Annotated in this window: 13 protein-coding genes and 1 pseudogene; all 14 read left to right on the top strand. The window is 51.4% G+C overall.

Annotated features, from left to right (window positions below; translation table 11 throughout):
- Positions 1 to 8: 8 nt before the first annotated feature.
- Positions 9 to 3,452: a DNA polymerase III subunit alpha gene (locus K9N57_08960; GenBank protein ID MCF7804306.1), complete on the top strand. Its 3,444-nt coding sequence runs from the start codon at positions 9 to 11 to the stop codon at positions 3,450 to 3,452.
- A complete protein-coding gene (dtd, locus tag K9N57_08955) occupies positions 3,452 to 3,898 on the top strand; it encodes a D-tyrosyl-tRNA(Tyr) deacylase (protein ID MCF7804305.1) in 447 nt (148 codons plus the stop codon). Before K9N57_08960 ends, dtd begins: the two co-directional genes overlap by 1 nt.
- Positions 3,899 to 4,047: 149 nt before the next feature.
- Positions 4,048 to 4,458, top strand: a complete 411-nt coding sequence (locus tag K9N57_08950; protein MCF7804304.1) for a cobalamin B12-binding domain-containing protein — start codon at positions 4,048 to 4,050, stop codon at positions 4,456 to 4,458.
- Positions 4,455 to 5,168 (top strand): DNA repair protein RadC, encoded by a 714-nt coding sequence (gene radC / locus K9N57_08945; GenBank protein ID MCF7804303.1) that lies wholly within the window; start codon positions 4,455 to 4,457, stop codon positions 5,166 to 5,168. The genes K9N57_08950 and radC overlap by 4 nt, the downstream gene beginning before the upstream one ends.
- 181 nt (positions 5,169 to 5,349) lie before the next feature.
- Positions 5,350 to 6,900, top strand: coding sequence for an acyl-CoA carboxylase subunit beta (locus K9N57_08940; protein MCF7804302.1), 1,551 nt, complete (start codon positions 5,350 to 5,352; stop codon positions 6,898 to 6,900).
- A gap of 11 nt (positions 6,901 to 6,911) precedes the next feature.
- A complete protein-coding gene (locus K9N57_08935) occupies positions 6,912 to 8,315 on the top strand; it encodes a hypothetical protein (GenBank protein ID MCF7804301.1) in 1,404 nt (467 codons plus the stop codon).
- Positions 8,316 to 9,206 (top strand): glycosyltransferase, encoded by an 891-nt coding sequence (locus K9N57_08930; protein MCF7804300.1) that lies wholly within the window; start codon positions 8,316 to 8,318, stop codon positions 9,204 to 9,206. It abuts the gene before it with no gap.
- A gap of 558 nt (positions 9,207 to 9,764) precedes the next feature.
- Positions 9,765 to 10,295 carry a hypothetical protein gene (locus tag K9N57_08925; GenBank protein MCF7804299.1) on the top strand — a complete coding sequence of 177 codons (531 nt, stop codon included), beginning with the start codon at positions 9,765 to 9,767 and terminating at the stop codon, positions 10,293 to 10,295.
- Positions 10,296 to 10,385: 90 nt separating this feature from the next.
- Positions 10,386 to 10,916: an HAD-IA family hydrolase gene (locus K9N57_08920; GenBank protein ID MCF7804298.1), complete on the top strand. Its 531-nt coding sequence runs from the start codon at positions 10,386 to 10,388 to the stop codon at positions 10,914 to 10,916.
- Positions 10,917 to 10,960: 44 nt separating this feature from the next.
- Complete coding sequence (locus K9N57_08915; GenBank protein ID MCF7804297.1) at positions 10,961 to 13,369, top strand: DEAD/DEAH box helicase; 2,409 nt, start codon at positions 10,961 to 10,963, stop codon at positions 13,367 to 13,369.
- Between the two features lie 182 nt (positions 13,370 to 13,551).
- Positions 13,552 to 13,989: a dUTP diphosphatase gene (locus tag K9N57_08910; GenBank protein ID MCF7804296.1), complete on the top strand. Its 438-nt coding sequence runs from the start codon at positions 13,552 to 13,554 to the stop codon at positions 13,987 to 13,989.
- Positions 13,990 to 14,150: 161 nt separating this feature from the next.
- A pseudogene (locus K9N57_08905) lies at positions 14,151 to 14,751 on the top strand (transposase).
- 428 nt (positions 14,752 to 15,179) lie between these two features.
- On the top strand, positions 15,180 to 16,457 hold the full coding sequence (locus K9N57_08900; GenBank protein ID MCF7804295.1) for a glucose-6-phosphate isomerase: 1,278 nt from the start codon (positions 15,180 to 15,182) through the stop codon (positions 16,455 to 16,457).
- Positions 16,458 to 16,785: 328 nt separating this feature from the next.
- A complete protein-coding gene (locus K9N57_08895) occupies positions 16,786 to 17,853 on the top strand; it encodes an endonuclease/exonuclease/phosphatase family protein (protein ID MCF7804294.1) in 1,068 nt (355 codons plus the stop codon).
- Positions 17,854 to 17,877 lie beyond the last annotated feature (24 nt).

The raw sequence follows: 17,877 nt of genomic DNA, 5'->3' as shown, positions 1-17,877 counted from the left end.
ATACAATTATGTCAGAATTTGTTCATCTTCATAATCACTCAGATTACAGCCTGCTGGACGGCGCATTCTCCGTGGACAATCTCGTCGGCGCGGCGGTTGAGAATGATATGTCTGCCGTGGCCTTGACGGAGCATGGCAATCTCTTTAGCGCAATCCAGTTTTACAAGAAGGCGAAACAGGCCGGCGTCAAACCGATTTTCGGATGCGAGTTGTACGTGGCACAGAAGTCCCGGTTTGAGAAAAAAACCACTAATCGCGGGGGCTGGGGTTACAATCATTTGGTAGTGCTGGCGAAAAATAAGACCGGCTGGAAGAATTTGATGAAGCTGGTCTCCTTTGGCTATCTGGAGGGGTTTTATTATCGCCCGCGGGTGGACAAGGAACTGCTCAGGCAGTACAGCGATGGTCTGATTGCGTCTGCGGCGTGCCTGAAGGGTAGCGTGCAAGAAAAGATTCTGGATGATGACTACGAGGGCGCAAAGAAAGAGGCTCTGGAGCATTACGAGATTTTCCAGGGGGATTACTTCCTGGAGCTACAGCGACACTTCATAGAAGCTGAGGACATTGTTCGCGAGGGGCTTAAAAAGATTTCCAAAGAGACCGGGATTCCGATGATCGTGACCAACGACAGTCACTATATGCGGAAAGAGCATCACAACGCGCATGATGCCTTAATCTGTATTGGCAGCGGAAAGTTGATCACGGACCAGAAGCGCATCAGTTACGCGACGCCGGAATTCTACTTTAAAACACAGGATGAGATGTTCGACCTGTTTCCGGACGATATCGAGGCGATGGAGCGCACAGCGGAAGTCGCCGAAATGTGCAACGTGGATATCGAAATGGGCAACCTGTTGTTGCCGGAGTTCCCAATCCCGGAAGATGAGGATGTGAAGGAAGCCGATGGCTACCTCCGAAAATTGACCGAGGAGGGCGCCCGTGATCGTTACGGCAGTATGTCGCCGGAGATTCAGGAACGGATGGATCATGAGCTCGGCATTATTGAGAATATGGGGTTTGCCGGATATTTTTTGATTACCCGGGATTTTGTCCAGTATGCCAGGGATAAAGACATCCCGGTGGGACCGGGGCGGGGATCCGCAGCTGGCAGCTTGGTTGCCTACGCGCTTGAAATTACCGATATCGATCCCCTGGAACACGATCTGCTGTTTGAGCGATTCCTGAATCCCGAACGTGTCTCTATGCCTGACATCGATATCGATTTCTGCTACAATCGCCGGAACGAGGTGATCGAATACATCCGGGATCGCTATGGTGGAGAATCCGTTTCCCAGATCATCACCTTCGGAACTATGAAAGCCAAGGCGGTCCTCCGGGATGTGGGCCGGGTACTCGGCATGTCCTACGGCGAAGTGGATCGCATCGCCAAACTTGTTCCGAATACGCTGGGGATATCTCTGGAAGAGGCTATCGGTCAAGTGAAAGAACTTCAGGAGGTAGAGGAGCAGGACGGCGATCACAAGAAACTCATTGAATATTCCAAGGTGCTGGAAGGGATGCACCGGCACGCCTCCATTCACGCCGCTGGCGTTGTGATCGCACCGGGTGAACTTACCGATTACGTTCCGCTCTACAAATCCACGGACGGCGACGTCACCACCCAGTGGGACATGGTAAACCTGGAAGAAGTCGGCCTGCTGAAGATGGATTTCCTCGGGCTTCGCACGCTTACGGTCATTCAGGATGCCGTGGATATGGTGCGGGACAGCCGCGGCATAGAGATCGATATCGATGAAATTCCCATGGATGATCAGAAGGTCTACAAGACCTTCGCCGACGGCAATACCACCGGAGTATTCCAGTTCGAATCCTCGGGGATGAAGGAGTATCTCCGGAAGCTGAAGCCGAATGCATTCGAAGACCTCATCGCCATGAACGCACTGTATCGTCCGGGCCCGATGGATATGATAGACGATTACATCGCCCGGAAGCACGGAAAGGCGGAAGTCGAGTACATTCATCCTTCGTTGGAACCGATTCTGGAAGACACGTATGGCATTATCGTCTACCAGGAGCAGGTGATGCAGATCGCGCACCAGGTGGCGGGATTCAGTCTGGCCAAGGCGGATATTATGCGGAAGGCCATGGGCAAGAAGAAGCAGGACGTGATGGACAAGCTGGCATCCGAGTTTGTGGACGGCGCTGTTGAGAACGGTTTGGAAAAGGCGACGGCCGAAGAAATTTTTGATCACATCGTCAAGTTCGCCCAGTACGGATTTAACAAGAGCCACAGCACGGCATACGCCCAAATCGCCTATAAAACCGCCTATCTGAAAACCTACTATCCCGAGGAATTCATGGCGGCCAACCTCACCAGCGAGATGACCGATACGGATCGGGTGGTCATCCTGACCAACGATTGTCGCAAGATGGGTGTTGAGGTGCTGCCGCCGGACGTCAACTCCAGCGAGGCAAATTTCTTTCCCAGGGATAACGCGGTGGTCTTCGGCCTGAACGCCATCAAGAATGTCGGATTAAAAGCGGCCGAAAATATCGCTGCCGTCCGCAAGGAAGACGGACCGTATGAATCCATCTTCGATTTCGTGAAACGGGTGGATCTCCGGTTAGTGAATCGCAAAGTGCTGGAGAGCCTGAACAAGGCCGGCGCCATGGATTCGCTCCCGGGCAACCGGGCGCAGCGGGATCAGATTATCGAATCCGCTCTGCAATTCGGCCAGCGGTACCAGGCCCAGATGGACGACACCCAGGTGGATCTGTTCGGCACTTCTGCCGGTGGTGTGGAGAGCGTGATTAGTACGCCGTCTCTCCCGGATACGCCGGAGTGGGGCGCACAGGAGCGGATGAAGGAGGAAAAAGCGCTCATCGGATTTTACCTCACCGGGCATCCGCTCCAGAAATACGAAGATGTGCTCAATGCCTTCAATTCCATCGATATGGCTGACCCGGAATCGGTCAACGGGAAGGAGAATGTTCGGGTCGGCGGTATGGTTTCCGATATGAAGATCCATTATACCAAGCGCGGCAACAAGGAGATGGCGTTCGTGACCCTGGAGGGACTACAGGGCCAGGCCGAACTTGTGGTCTTTCCCGATACGTATGCCGAAACGAAAAATATCCTGAAGCCAGATAATATGATTTTTATCGAGGGGAGACTTTCCGATCAAAACCGGGATGACGACGAAATCAAACTCATCGCGTCCAAGATAATCCCGCTGGAACAGGCGCAGGAAAAATTCGCAAAAAATCTGCATATCAGCGTTGAAGTCGATAAAATGAAAGTCACCGATGTGGAAGATCTGAAGCGGCTCACCGCCCGGTTTGACGGCGATTGCGGTCTGCTGTTCCACATCAATACCGCCACCCAAAATACCCGGATCGTCCGGGCCAACAGTTTTACCATCAATCCGGATCAGCAGCTCATCAGCCGGCTGCGAAATCGGTTCGGCACCGAGAACGTCTGGTTCGACTGATGATTGCGATTCTGCAGCGCGCCACCGACGCCCGGGTGGAGATCGACGGGAACACCACGGGCGCCATCGATCACGGTTTGGTTATCCTGCTGGGTGTGTTCGAAGGCGATACCGGGGAGGACGCCGATTATCTCGCCGATAAATCCGCCAACCTGCGGATCTTCAACGATGAAAACGATAAGATGAACCTTTCGGTCAAAGATGTTGGCGGCAGCGTGCTGGTTGTGTCACAATTTACGCTGTGTGCAGATACAAGAAAAGGGCGCCGACCGAGTTACATCAATGCGGCGAATCCGGAAGTGGCGGACGAGTTGTACGAATATTACATCGAGCAACTCCAGGACGCCGGAGTCCCGGTGGAGAGTGGAGAGTTCGGCGCCATGATGGATGTGCATTTGACCAACAAGGGGCCGGTCACCATAATCCTGGACAGTCGGGATCGATAATTACCGAGGGGGTGAAGACCCTTATTGGATTTGGATAGAATACCCCGCCATAAATGGCGGTGCTCTTCAAAAGGAAATTAATAGTCCCCGGCTTCAAACCGGGACAAAATACATTGAAGCCTAACAGGGCTTTAAAATCGGATAAATAAATGAATAGAAAAATTCGCGTCATTATTGCCAAGCCAGGCCTGGACGGCCACGATCGGGGTGCCAAGGTCATGGCAAACGCCTTCCGGGATGCCGGGATGGAGGTTATCTACCTCGGGCTCCGCCAGACTCCGGAGATGATCGTGGATGCCGCGGTGCAGGAAGACGCAGACGTTATCGCCCTGGGAATTCTCTCAGGCGCTCATATGACCCTGTTTCCCAAAACATTGGAGTTAATGAAAGAGAACGATCTGGACGATGTACTCCTTACAGGCGGCGGAATCATTCCCGAAAAGGACATGCGTGAACTGAAAAAAATGGGCGTTGGGGAGCTCTTTGGCCCCGGGACACCGACGACTGACATAGTCGATTACGTTAAATCCTGGGTCAAGGAACACAGGGAAGCGGGATGACTGACCAACTCAAAGATCCGGCGGCGTATCACGGTCGCATCACAGACTGGCCGGAAGACGAGCGTCCCAGGGAAAAGCTGGCCAAGCTCGGCCCGGATCAATTATCGGTGGCAGAATTGCTGGCCATCGTCGTGGGCGGCGGCACCAGGAAGATCACCGCCGTCGACCTGGCAAAGACCATGCTGAAACAGTCCGGCAGCCTGCATAGATTGGCCGAATCCAGCATCGGCGACCTGAAAGATTATAACGGGGTTGGCGACGCCAGGGCCATCACGCTCCAGGCAACATTCGAACTGGCACGCCGGCTGGAATCCCAACGCAAGAGCCGGGAGAAAATATCAGTCAAATCGCCTAAGGATATCGCGGGGAAATACATCCCGCTGATGCAGAACCTGAAGCACGAAGAGTTCCGGATTATCATTCTGAATAATTCCAATTACGTGGAGCGGGATGTTGTAGTGAGCAAGGGACATCTCACCGCCAGCCTGGTGCATCCCAGGGAAGTCTTTAAATTAGCCATTGCCGAAAGCGCTGCCGGCATCATCCTGTTGCATAATCATCCCAGCGGCAATCCCGAGCCGAGTCCCGACGATATCAAAATTACGAAAAAATTGCGCGAAGCCGGGAATATGATGGATATTCCGGTTCATGATCATATAATTATTGCCGGCGACGATTATACGAGCTTCGTAAATCGCGGTCTCATTTAATCTTGAAATGGTTTATTCCTCTCACATATTAGCGCCTATTACCAGACAATCTCTGGATGCCGCTCTGGGAAGTCACTCTGAGCCCGTCGTGAGCCGAGTCGAACGACCTGTTGAAGAGCGACTTCCCCTTTCAGGAACATTCGCTAAATTCAAAACCTAACGAATACCATAGAAATTTATCATGGCCAATCAGGATAAAATCGACGAACTACGCAAACTGAAGGAAGAAGCCAAACTCGGCGGCGGTGAAGATCGGATCGAGCGCCAGCACGAGAAGGGGAAACTGACCGCCCGGGAGCGGATCCAGCTCCTGTTCGACAAAGGCACCTTCGAAGAGATGGATATGCTGGTGACCCACCGGTCGCATAACTTCGGGCTGCAGGAGAAGAAATTCCGGGGCGACGGAGTGATTACCGGATACGGCAAAGTAAACGGCCGTGAAGTCTTTGCCTACAGTCAGGATTTTACGGTGCTCGGTGGTTCCCTCTCGGAAGCACACGCCGAAAAGATCGTCAAGATAATGGAGTTGGCCATGAAGACCGGCGTGCCGGTCATCGGTTTAAACGACTCCGGCGGCGCCCGGATTCAGGAAGGCGTAGTGAGCCTAGGCGGGTACGCGGATATCTTCCTGCAAAATACCCTGGCCAGCGGCGTTATTCCACAGATTTCAGCCATCCTCGGCCCGTGTGCTGGCGGGGCGGTCTACAGCCCGGCGATCACCGATTTCATTTTCATGGTCAAGAATACAAGTTACATGTTTGTCACCGGGCCGAATGTGGTGAAAACGGTGACTCATGAAGAGGTCTCTTCGGAGGAACTCGGCGGTGCCATGACCCACGCTACAAAGAGCGGTGTGGCGCATTTTGCATACGATAACGAAGTTGACGTCATCGAAGGAATAAAACATCTCCTGGAATATATCCCCCAGAATAACCTCGAAGACGCTCCGGGGATCGAGATCTCTGATACGGCAGATCGAATGGATGAAGATCTGGATACGCTGGTACCGGACAATCCCAACAAGCCGTACGATATGCACGAAGTAATTACCCGGATTGTTGATAAGAAATCGTTCTTTGAGGTACACGCAGATTACGCTAAAAACATCATCGTGGGATTTGCGCGGCTGGACGGACGCTCCATTGGTATCGTCGCCAACCAGCCGGCGGTTCTGGCTGGAGTGCTGGACATCGACAGCTCAGTAAAGGCAGCGCGATTCGTCCGGTTCTGCGACGCGTTCAATATTCCGCTGGTCGTCTTCGAAGACGTGCCAGGATTCCTCCCCGGAACGGAACAGGAGTGGGGCGGGATCATCAAGCAGGGCGCTAAACTGCTTTACGCTTTTAGCGAGGCTACGGTCCCGAAAGTGACGGTGATTACCCGAAAGGCGTACGGCGGCGCATATGACGTGATGAACTCCAAGCATATCCGGGGCGATATGAACTTTGCGTGGCCCACTGCGGAGATAGCCGTCATGGGCCCCAAAGGAGCTGTCGAGATTATTTTCAGACGCGAAATCGCCGAGGCGGACGATCCTGAAAAAGTAACGGAGCAGCGCACGGAAGAGTTTCGGGAAAAGTTCGCGAATCCTTATATTGCAGCCGAACGCGGATTTATCGATGAAGTTATCGAGCCGCACCGAACGCGGCCAAAACTCATCGCGACACTCAAAATGCTGGAAAATAAGGTGGATTCTAATCCCCGGAAGAAACATGGAAATATTCCATTATAAAGGTTAGAAGTATGGTACTTTCACTCGAATATGTTAAAGAACACGTAGAAGCAAATCCGGATTCGCCCCTGTTTGCCTATTATGCAGATCTTCTCCTGCAGGCAGGGGACACGGCCGGTGCGTATCAAACCTGCAGCGAAGGGCTGGAGCATTATCCGGAATTTGCCACTGGATGGTATATTTTCGGAAAGATTTCCCAGGCCAGAGAGGAGCCGGAATTTACAAAGACTTGCTGGATGAAGGCGCTCTCTATGGATCGGATGGCACTTCAAGCGGCGGAAGATTTACTTCAGTCAGAAGATCTGGATCTCTCTCCGGAAGAAATCCGATCGGCGGCACAGGCAATATTGACGGTAGACAGTGAGCATGGGTTAGCCCGGAAGCGGCTGGATGAAATTACGACGCAGGAAGAAAAGGAGGCCGGGGAAACAACCGATATTCCGACCTCCGAAATGGCGGAAACCTCAAAAGTATCAGAAGAGGGAGAAGGGGAGGCTGCTGAAAGTGCCCGGGAGGAACTGACCGAAGAATTACCTGCCGAAGAACAATCTGAAAAAGAACAAGCCCCGGACGCTCCATTAAAGGGAGCGGAAGTGCAGGAAGAGCCGGAAGATTTTGAGGAAAATGAAAAGGAAGAGGTGCCGGCAGAGCAGTCCGAAGACGATTTAGTCAAGGAAGCGTTCAAGGAAGCCTATAAAGACCAACCGAAATTTCAACCGCCGGAATTCAGCGGGGAAATGGCATCTGAGGGGAAAGAGGAAGATGAGATTGAGTTTAGGCGTCCGGAATTTGAACCGGAGACGATTGATAATGAAGCGGGAGAAATCGACGAACCAGAGGACATTGATAAAGAGGTTGTAGCGGAAATTGCCCGCAAAAAAAGTGATGACGACGAAGAGATAAACTTCGACGATTTTGATGTGGAGCGGGAAGAGATTGAAAGCGTGATGAATGTCCTGCGAAATCGCCTGGGAAAGGATTTTGACCCCTCGGAAATCTCACAGGAAACCATCGACGAAGTCCGCGCAGAACTACGCGGACGATCTGAGCCGGATATGACTGATGAAGAATTGGCAGCAGATTCTGACACCGGGAGGAGAGAAGAAGAACCGGACGATAAGATCACAGTATCGGAAGAAGGTGACAGCGGACCACTGGTGGTGCCGGGGCCTGAGGAGACTACAGGGGATGAGTCGTCTATGGTTACAAACCGGTCCAGCATAAAGATTACTTCCCGGATGGCTACGTTCACCTTTGCCAACGTCTTGAAATCCCAGGGATTGTACGAGCAGGCGTACCAGGTGCTGGACCTGATGCGCGAGAAATCCGACGAGATTGACCGGATCGAGGAAGAACAGTCCGCGCTGGAGCAACTGATCGAAGAACGCCGGCAACAGAGGCGCTCTGCGGAATAGATGCCCACCGAACTTTCTATTGTCATCGTCACCTATAATAGTGGCAAAGATATCGATACCTGTTTGGATTCCGTATTCCGACAGGCGCAGTTTTTCAACGCCGAAATCATTGTCGTTGATAATAATTCCCGTGATAATACTCTTGAAGTAGTTAACCGGTATCGTGAGCAGTCCACACCACTGATTACTATTACCAATGAAGAAAACCGCTATTTTGCACCCGCTGTTAACCAGGGGCTGGATATGGCATCCGGCGGTTACCTATTGATTTTGAATCCGGATACCAGGTTGGAGCCGGAAGCACTGTCGCTGTTGCTGGGGTATATCCGGGGCGACCGAAAAACCGGAGTGGTAGCGCCCCAGTTGGTGAATCCGGACGGTACAATTCAACCATCCTGCCGGCGGTTTCCAAGGCCACGGGACGTTGCTTTTAACATCTTTGGAATCAACCGGATATTTTCGAATAGTGAGTTCTTCAACGGGTGGAAGATGGGGGACTTTGACCATCGACAAATCCGGGAAGTGGATCAGCCGCAGGGCGCTGCATTACTGACGTCAAAAATTGTGCTGAATAAGGTAGGCGGGTTCGACGAAGATTTTCCCATGTTTTTCAACGACGTGGACTGGTGTTTCCGGGTGAAACAGGCGGGATACCGGATCGTATTTAATCCCCAGGCCAAAGTCGTCCACACCAAAGGCACCAGCGTGAACCGATACAAAGTCCGGATGGTTATCTTTTCCCATGTGAGTTTCTTTCGGTTTTTCGAGAAACATTACGACAGAGTACACCAACAACTATTTAATCTGATGGCCGGTATGCTCCTTTATTTCAGTATCCCGTTTCGTGTGGTGGGGATTTGGGTTCGAAGTCTGATTGAAAGACTGGGATAGGGTATTAGGTATAAGGGTATAGGGGATTCGGGCGTAAAAAAGCAGAGTCTCCCGCTTAAAGTCCGCGAAGCGGGTTTAAGCGGAGGTTCAGAAAAGAGGGAGAAAGGTCTCGTTTTCACCAAACACAACTCACCCACTTGTTCTCCCTCTCTTCGAAAGAGAGGGAGAGACGTGAGGTCGAAAGGGGTAGAGCAACGTTCCACTTCCTCTTCGGAAGAGGAAGGGGACAGGGGATGGAGTTGTGTTGTTGGTGCAGAAGAGACAACACTCCCTAAACCAGCATGAGCCCGGTCGAATGACCGAGAACTACCAACACGAGATGCATTACAGCACTGGACAAAGGACCCGTGGCGTATTTAACTATAGCACTCTAACACGGTAACACCATAGCACACTGTTACTTGCCCCGCAGGGATCCCTTTGGGAAACACCTGAACACCCAAACACTGTACACTGTGGTCGGATTACAATCTTTTTTGGTTTATGGATAATACGAGTTAAATTTATGCATATAATTTCCGTCGTTTGTGTCAGGTAAAGAATGAGAGAGAGGATCCCATGCTGTCTGATAGATTAGTGAGACTTGTGGAACGGCAGGCCGAGCGCCTGGAGCGACAGTGGCTGAAGAACCTGCAGTCGCATCCGGCGACGCCATCGTATCACGACAAAGATGATATTGAGTTAACTCGGAATGTGCGGGAGGTTTATAACCATCTCGGCAAGTATATGAACGACGAATATGACCCGGAGGAACTGGCTCATTTTCTAATGGAAATTGGCGCCCGGCGACGGGAGGAAGAAGTCCCATTAAGTGAACTCACGTTTGCAATTATTCTGGCGCGGAGGAATCTCTGGGATTTCATTATGGGCGAAGGCATTATCACCTCCAGCCTGGAGTGGTACCAGGTGAACGAATTTTGGCAGCGCGCCGCCAACTTCTTTGACAAGAATATCTATTTTATTGTTCACGGATATGAAAATGCCGAGGAATTTAAGCAGTCTCCTAAAGATACCATTTCCAAACTGCTCCATGCGTTTTCACTGGGTATTCTCCCGGAAGTCGATAAACAAAAAGTGTCACAGGCCTGACCGCTGGCACCACCGGATACCAGACCCGTACTGCTGACTGACCTTGGTAATGTCCTGGTCAAGGTCAATCGGGGTGAGGCGCTCAACACATTGGAGGATATTCTCCAGACGCCGCGTGAGCAGCTACTTCCATTCTTTGAAGATATCCATCCATTACATCGTGAACTCGAAACTGGTGAGATCGAACCGGACGTATTTCTCCGCAGGATGTCGGAAGAACTAGGTCGATCGGAAACAATTGAACTTAACCAGGTTCGCGGTATCTATGGCACCAGCTTTTCCCGGATGGAGGAAACGATTCAGACCATTGATGAATTTCGACCGGAGATCCGCGTAATTATGCTCTCCAACACCAACGCTATCGATATCCCGTACATCGAGGAGCAGTTCGGGCTTGTCAGCTGGGCGGATGATGCCATCCTCTCCTACCAGGTCGGCATGCGCAAGCCGGACCTGGAGATATACGACTATGCCATCGATGAGTACGAACTGGATACAGAGCAGACGGTTTTTATCGATGACAAATCCGAAAATATCGACACAGCGCGTAAAGCTGGTTTGCGCGCGGAGATCTATCAGTCGGCAGCCCAGGTACGGGAACTGCTGAAAAAATTGGCATAGCCAGGCCTTTTCGCAACACTCAACATTTCACCCGGTAAAATTCTATGGAACAGACCCTCACCATCCCGGAAATATTAAACCGGTTCGAAGGCAGCAAGCCGTTCCGGTATAACGTGACTGCCAAGAAGGATTATCCCCGCAAGAAGGCTCAATACGCCGGTTTTCCCAGCGATGTGGATAGCCGGCTGGTCTCTGTGCTGAAACGCCGCGGCATTGACGAACTCTATAGCCATCAGCGGGAATCGTACGACGCTCTGGCAAATGATGAAAACATCGTCGTCGTCACGCCCACCGCATCCGGGAAGACGCTCTGTTACAACCTCCCGGTGATGCAGACCATGTTGGAGAACCCGTCCGCACGTGCGCTCTATCTGTTTCCTACCAAAGCGCTCTCCCAGGATCAGATGCACGAACTCAACGAGATGATCACCGCGCTGGAGGACGAGGAGCCGGACAATCCGGATCTGGAAATCAAGACCTTCACGTACGACGGCGACACGCCGCAATCCGCCCGGAAGGCCATCCGTTCCCAGGGACACGTAGTCATCACTAACCCGGATATGCTCCATACGGGCATCCTGCCTCATCACACTAAGTGGATTAAACTGTTCCAGAATCTGGAATACATTGTCATCGATGAACTGCACTACTATCGCGGTGTGTTCGGGAGCCATCTGGCGAACGTGATACGGCGGCTGAAGCGGATCTGCAATCACTACGGCGCCGATCCGAAGTTCATCTGCTGTTCCGCAACCATCGCCAATCCGCAGTCGCTGGCTGAGCGGATGGTCGAGGAGGACTTTCATCTCATCGATAACAATGGTGCACCCCACTCCAACCGGACGTTCTACTTTTACAATCCGCCGGTGGTGAATAAGGAACTGGGTATCCGGGCAAGCTACATCAAGCAGGCGCGGAACCTGGCGCGGCCGTATCTGGAGAACGACATTCAAACAATCATTTTTGCCCTGAGTCGCCTGAACGTGGAGGTGCTCACCAAGTATTTTAAGGACAAGTTCGGCCGGAAACTCGGCGAACCGGAGAAAATCGCGGGGTATCGTGGCGGCTATCTTCCAAATTTACGCCGGGAGATCGAAAAAGGCATTCGCGAGGGCGAGATCACCGGCGTGGTCAGCACCAACGCGCTGGAGCTCGGTATCGATATCGGAAGTTTGGATGTCTGCGTCATCGCCGGCTATCCCGGCACCATTGCCAGCACCTGGCAGCAGGCGGGACGCGCCGGCCGCCGGGGCAAGGACTCGGTGACCTTCCTGGTGGCCCGGAGTAATCCGCTGGATCAGTATATCGTGACCCATCCGGAGTACTTTTTCGAGAAATCGCCGGAGAACGCGCTTATCAATCCCAACAACATTACCATTCTGCTGGGCCACATGAAGTGTGCGGCGTTCGAACTGCCGTTCAAAGAGGGCGAAACCTTCGGTGCTATCGATTATGATGACGTGAAGGCCATGCTCGAATTTTTGCAGGAGAACGGTGTAGTGCGGAAGATGGGCAATCAGTGGCACTGGACGGAGGATTCGTATCCGGCGCAGAACGTCAGTCTGCGAAGCATTGCCGAAGAGAACTTCGTCGTGGTGAACCGGGACGACGATAACCGAATCCTGGCGGAGGTGGATTATACCAGCGCACCGCAGACCATTTATCCCGAGGCCATCTATCTTGCCGAAGGGAACCAGTTTGTAGTGGAAGAACTGGACTGGGAAAACCGGAAGGCGTATGTCCGGGAGACCGACTCGGACTACTTTACCGATGCTATCGACTATACCAATGTGCGCATCCTGGACGAATTCGAGGACAAGTTTTCCGGCGAGATCCAGGTAGAGCACGGGGAAGTCCATGTGGTAACCAAATCCGTGGGATATAAGAAGATTAAATTCTATACTTCGGAGAACGTGGGCTACGGCAAGATCGAACTCCCGGATCAGGAGATGCACACGACGGCGTACTGGTTTACCATTCCTGAGCGATTATTGGAACAATTGCCCTACCAGCGCGCCGACCTCATCGATGGCATCCTGGGGATGTCCTATGTACTGCACTACGTGGCATCCCTGAGTCTGATGTGCGAAATTACTGATATTGATCGCGCCATTGGGGACAAATCCGCCGAGTGGTACGTTCGAAGCACTGGATTTGAGCGAGGCGTCTACTCCTCGCCCAACGGCGCCGAGGGCGAGACTGAAATGAGCGCTAGCGAGTTGCAGCAGTTTCAGCCGACCATCTTTCTGTATGACAACTACCCCGGTGGCGTCGGATTCAGCCCCGAACTGTTCGACGAGCACGATATTCTCCTGCAGCGGGCGCTGGACGTTATCAGAGATTGCCAGTGCGAAGAGGGCTGTCCCAGCTGCGTCGGCCCGACCAAGGAAGTAGGTGTGCGGAGCAAGGAAGTGGCCATCGGGATTTTGGAGCGGATAATCGAAAAAAAATAGCACGCAGATGACGCTGAAACAACGGATAACCGCAGATTAAACGGCAGAAAAGATTAACAAAAAAATTACTCAGAATGAATAGCCCCGGCTTTTCCCAGCGGGATCCCTGTGGGGTAAGCCGGGGATAAATGAGACCCCAACAATTAGGGGCTTCAGCCCCCGTAAAAATTGGAATCAACTCCATGCACCTTAAAATCAAACCACTCAACGATTCAGTTCGCGAATACTACGAAGATCACGGGCACTTTCACGACGGCGATGCGGGGCTGGACCTCTACTGTCCTGAGCGGATAGTCTTCGAACCGGGCGAAACCAAACCGATTCAACTTGGCATCGCCTGCGAGAACGAGGAATATCGCCCGTACTGGCTCATGTCCCGGTCGAGCATCTCCAAGACCCCGCTCCGGATGAGCAACGCCATCGGACTCATCGACGCCGGCTACCGCGGCGAACTCATGGCATACTGCGATAACATCAAGGACGAACAATACACGGTAGAGGCCGGACAGCGGCTGTTTCAGCTGGTCGCCATGGACGGCTCGCCAATTCACTACGAATTAGTTGATGAACTTTCTGATACTACCCGGGGCGCGGGTGGGTTTGGGAGTACGGGGCGGTAAGAAGGTGACAGAGTTGTTGGTAGTCCCCTCTTCAGAGGGTGTCGGGTTTTCTATTTGATGTAGTTTAAAAAAACCGCTGAAGCGGTGACTACCAGCAAGATCGGAGTTTTGTTTAAGGAGATTATTTACATTTATCGTATTGAAGGAATCAACTAGGTTCTATGTACGAATACAGAGATTTATCTCCGGAGGAGCGAAGGGCGATTGTAGAAGCTCGTAAAGCAAAAGGTTATCCACCACATTCTCCCCCCGCATCCTGATTGGGAGGATCAGAAGTACTATTTAATCACTGCAGCATGTTACGAACACGACCATTTATTGCGCAGGGAGAGAAGAAGCGAATTATTCCAATTATGGACAGACCATTACGACAATTCAGATTATAAATTATACGGATGGGTAGTTTTATCAAACCACTACCATTTACTTGCGAAAATTATCGATTCTACAAATTTTGGGTCAAAAATTGGGCGAATTCACGGGACAACATCCTATAAATGGAACAGGGAGGACGGATTAACAAGAAAACGCAAAGTCTGGTATAAATACTCTGTTCGGGTGATTCGATCTAAAAAGCATTTTTATACGACTTTGAATTATATTCATTTTAATCCAGTGAAGCATGGTCACGTTGAATCTCCATATTTATGGTCAAATAGTAGTGTGCATTGGTATCTGGGAAAATATGGGAGAGAGTGGCTTCAGAGTTGTTGGATTGATTATCCGGTGCGTAATTACGGGATGAAGTGGGATAAATATTGAAACTATTTGTATAGTCATGATTGAGAATGACAGACCAGTTGGTAGTGCCTCTTCAAAGGGTAGCCGTTTTCTCCGAAATGATGCTTAAAAAAAGAACCGCTAAAGCGGTTACTACCAACCGGATCGGAGCAAGAGAGTTGCTGGTAGTTCTCTCTTCAGAGAGTTTTGTTCATTTTTGAGGGATATCTAAGAAAGGAAGAACCGCTAACGCGGTTACTACCAACCGGATCGAAGTGAGTTTGTTGTTGGTAGTCCCCTCTTTAGAGGGTGTCGTTGTTTTTTAAAAAGGTTGTTGCAAAAATACCGCTGAAGCGGTGACTACCAACAAGATCGAGTTTGTACGGCTCTCCCAATTGGAATAACCACCCGGAAGTGTTAATTTATTTGCTCAAGTAAGTATCTAATCCGACGACGGAGGTTGTGACCAAATGACGTTGACACTCGATTTCTCGAATATTTATCCTTTTATTCCTGAAAACGAACTCGAAGAATTTACTGAGAAAACTCGTCCGGCATTTAATACCGTGTTGAACAAATCCGGTGCGGGGAATGACTTTTTGGGATGGCTGGATTTGCCTCAGCAGGATCCCGGAACTCTTGAAAGAATTCGGGAAATCGCCGGGAAGATTCAGAACAAAGATGCCACACTGGTCTGCATCGGCATCGGCGGATCGTATCTGGGTCATAAGTCGGTGATCGAAGCACTCCGGCCGCATACCGATCGAATTCTGTATGCCGGACAAAATATCAGCGCGGATCACCTGCAGCACATTCTGGATGTCATCGAAGAGCGGCAGGAAGTCTATCTGAATCCCATCTCCAAGTCCGGCACCACCACCGAGCCGGGGATTGCGTTTCGTGTGCTGCGCAAGTGGCACGAATCGCGCTACGGGGAGCAGGGATCAGCATCCCGAATTGTGGCAACGACCGACAGTTCGAAAGGTGCTCTCAGAGAATTATCCGACCAAAAAGGCTACCAGACATTTGTTATTCCTGATGATGTGGGCGGCCGCTATTCCGTCCTGACACCGGTGGGGCTGTTTCCCATTGCTACAGCCGGCATTGATATAGAGCAACTCTTGACTGGCGCGGATGCCATGAGAAAAAATGCCACGGTCGATTCCATGGATAACCCATCACTTAGGTATGCAGCTGTTCGGGCGGCACTTTACGAGCAGGACAAAGCGATCGAAATTCTTTCCACGTTTGAGCCGCGATTACAGTACTTTACCGAATGGTGGAAGCAGCTGGCCGGCGAGAGCGAAGGAAAAGACCGGGAAGGACTCTTCCCGGCTTCTGCTGTGTTCAGCACAGATCTGCACAGCCTGGGACAGTGGATTCAAGATGGTCCGCGAAATATTATGGAAACGTTCCTGACGGTGGCAAACTCGGATAATGCTATTACAATCGAAGAGTCGGACGAGAACGCCGATAACCTGAACTATCTCGCCGGCAAGAGTTTTGACGAGATCAACGAGAAAGCATATCAGGGAACGGCACAGGCGCATACGGACGGCGGTGTGCCGAATCTGATCGTGTCGGTGGATAGTTTGTCCGAACAATCCGTGGGAGCGCTGATTTATTTCTTTGAAATGGCGGTGGCAATTACCGGATATCGGATGGGCGTAAACCCCCTTAACCAGCCCGGTGTGGAGGCGTACAAGACGAATATGTTTCGGTTGCTGGGAAAGCCGGGTGTTGAATAGCACGCAGATTGGCGCGGAAACAACGGATGAACACGGATAAAAAAAACAGATCAACCGCAAAGACGCGAAGACGCAAAGAAGATTAAACACTGAAAAACACGAAAACACTGAATATCGAAAAACAAACAACTAACGACGAACTACGAACTACGAACAAAACTCGCTAAAGTGGGGACTACCAACACGATCACTCTTCACACAAGGCTATGACAGTTTTTAACAATAATACATTAACACGGTAACACAATAACACATTTTTGTGTTACTCGAACACTCGTCCCGGAGGGATCCCTTTGGGAAACACCTGAACACTTGAACACACTATACTATGAAAACCCATAAAACGCTCCTGGTTCTGCTCGTTCTTCTCCCGACCGTAATCCTCGCTCAACAGTCGTTAACTGTCTTAACCTTAAACGTCTGGTCCGGCCTGGATTACGAGGGCGTCTGGGAGATGGGTGAGTATGAGAGCGAATCCCAGCGGAATCAGCGGTACGAGATTTTGGTCAGGGAGTTAAAGGATCTCGCTCCGGATGTCATTTGTCTTCAGGAGGTGAATCCGGTGCCGGAGTATGCCAGGCGGCTGGCGCGGGAACTCGATTATCAGGCATACGGTTTCGTCGGGATGGGTGGAATTCACCTGGGCCCGGTTGGCATTCCGGTGAATTTCCGGGAGGGGGACGCAATCCTGGTGAAAAAGGAATTCGCCGTGGAATCTCTGGGACGCAAAAAACTCTCCGGCGGCGGAATCTCCACCAACTGGATTACCCTTCATCTCGAGGAGATTAATCAGATTATGGGGCTGCGAATATCCAGAGATGGAGATACCGTTGATGTGTACAACACGCATCTCCACGCTGGACCGGATTATGCCGGAGCGCTGAGGGATAAAATCCGGGCTTTGTGGAAAAGTCAGAAGATTACATCGGAAAAATTCACCTTGCTGCGGGACCAATTTCAGGCACACCAGGATCGCCGGATGCTGGAGATCGGTAAGGCGGTTCGGTTCATTCGTAATCATTCGAAATCCGGCCACCCGGTTATCTTTGCCGGTGATTTCAACATGAGACCGGAATCCGGGGAGGCCGACGAATTGACATCACTGGGGTTTGTTGATACCCACGAGCAGGCAGGTTCCGGTCCCATGTATACGTGGAATCCGCTGGAAAACACGAATATCAAACAACATTATCATCGTCCGGACTATGACGCTCCAATCGCCGATCGGCTGCGGTGGTACGCGGATATGACGGCCAGGCGTATCGACTACATCTGGTTTAGGACAGAGGAGGGCGACATGAGCGTCGAGCGCGTTGCATTGTTCGGCGATGAAGCTCAGGGAGGCATCCATCTGTCAGATCATTTTGGCTATGTTTCCGAATTTGTACTGGAATAGAAAGAGTTGGTTCGAAAGGATAAC

The sequence above is a fragment of the Candidatus Neomarinimicrobiota bacterium genome (assembly GCA_021734025.1).
In the GTDB taxonomy this organism is placed as follows: Bacteria; Fidelibacterota; JAANXI01; order JAANXI01; family JAANXI01; genus JAANXI01.
Note: the sequence above shows the minus strand (reverse complement) of the source record. Positions and strands in the feature narration are given on the sequence as shown.

Excerpts from the sequence above, each read along its gene's own strand:
- K9N57_08935 (MCF7804301.1), top strand. The coding sequence starts at position 6,912 with ATGGTACTTTCACTCGAATATGTTAAAGAACACGTAGAAGCAAATCCG.
- K9N57_08930 (MCF7804300.1), top strand. The coding sequence starts at position 8,316 with ATGCCCACCGAACTTTCTATTGTCATCGTCACCTATAATAGTGGCAAA.
- K9N57_08940 (MCF7804302.1), top strand. The coding sequence starts at position 5,350 with ATGGCCAATCAGGATAAAATCGACGAACTACGCAAACTGAAGGAAGAA.
- dtd (MCF7804305.1), top strand. The coding sequence starts at position 3,452 with ATGATTGCGATTCTGCAGCGCGCCACCGACGCCCGGGTGGAGATCGAC.
- K9N57_08915 (MCF7804297.1), top strand. The coding sequence starts at position 10,961 with ATGGAACAGACCCTCACCATCCCGGAAATATTAAACCGGTTCGAAGGC.
- K9N57_08925 (MCF7804299.1), top strand. The coding sequence starts at position 9,765 with ATGCTGTCTGATAGATTAGTGAGACTTGTGGAACGGCAGGCCGAGCGC.
- K9N57_08895 (MCF7804294.1), top strand. The coding sequence starts at position 16,786 with ATGAAAACCCATAAAACGCTCCTGGTTCTGCTCGTTCTTCTCCCGACC.
- K9N57_08950 (MCF7804304.1), top strand. The coding sequence starts at position 4,048 with ATGAATAGAAAAATTCGCGTCATTATTGCCAAGCCAGGCCTGGACGGC.
- K9N57_08910 (MCF7804296.1), top strand. The coding sequence starts at position 13,552 with ATGCACCTTAAAATCAAACCACTCAACGATTCAGTTCGCGAATACTAC.
- K9N57_08900 (MCF7804295.1), top strand. The coding sequence starts at position 15,180 with ATGACGTTGACACTCGATTTCTCGAATATTTATCCTTTTATTCCTGAA.
- K9N57_08960 (MCF7804306.1), top strand. The coding sequence starts at position 9 with ATGTCAGAATTTGTTCATCTTCATAATCACTCAGATTACAGCCTGCTG.
- radC (MCF7804303.1), top strand. The coding sequence starts at position 4,455 with ATGACTGACCAACTCAAAGATCCGGCGGCGTATCACGGTCGCATCACA.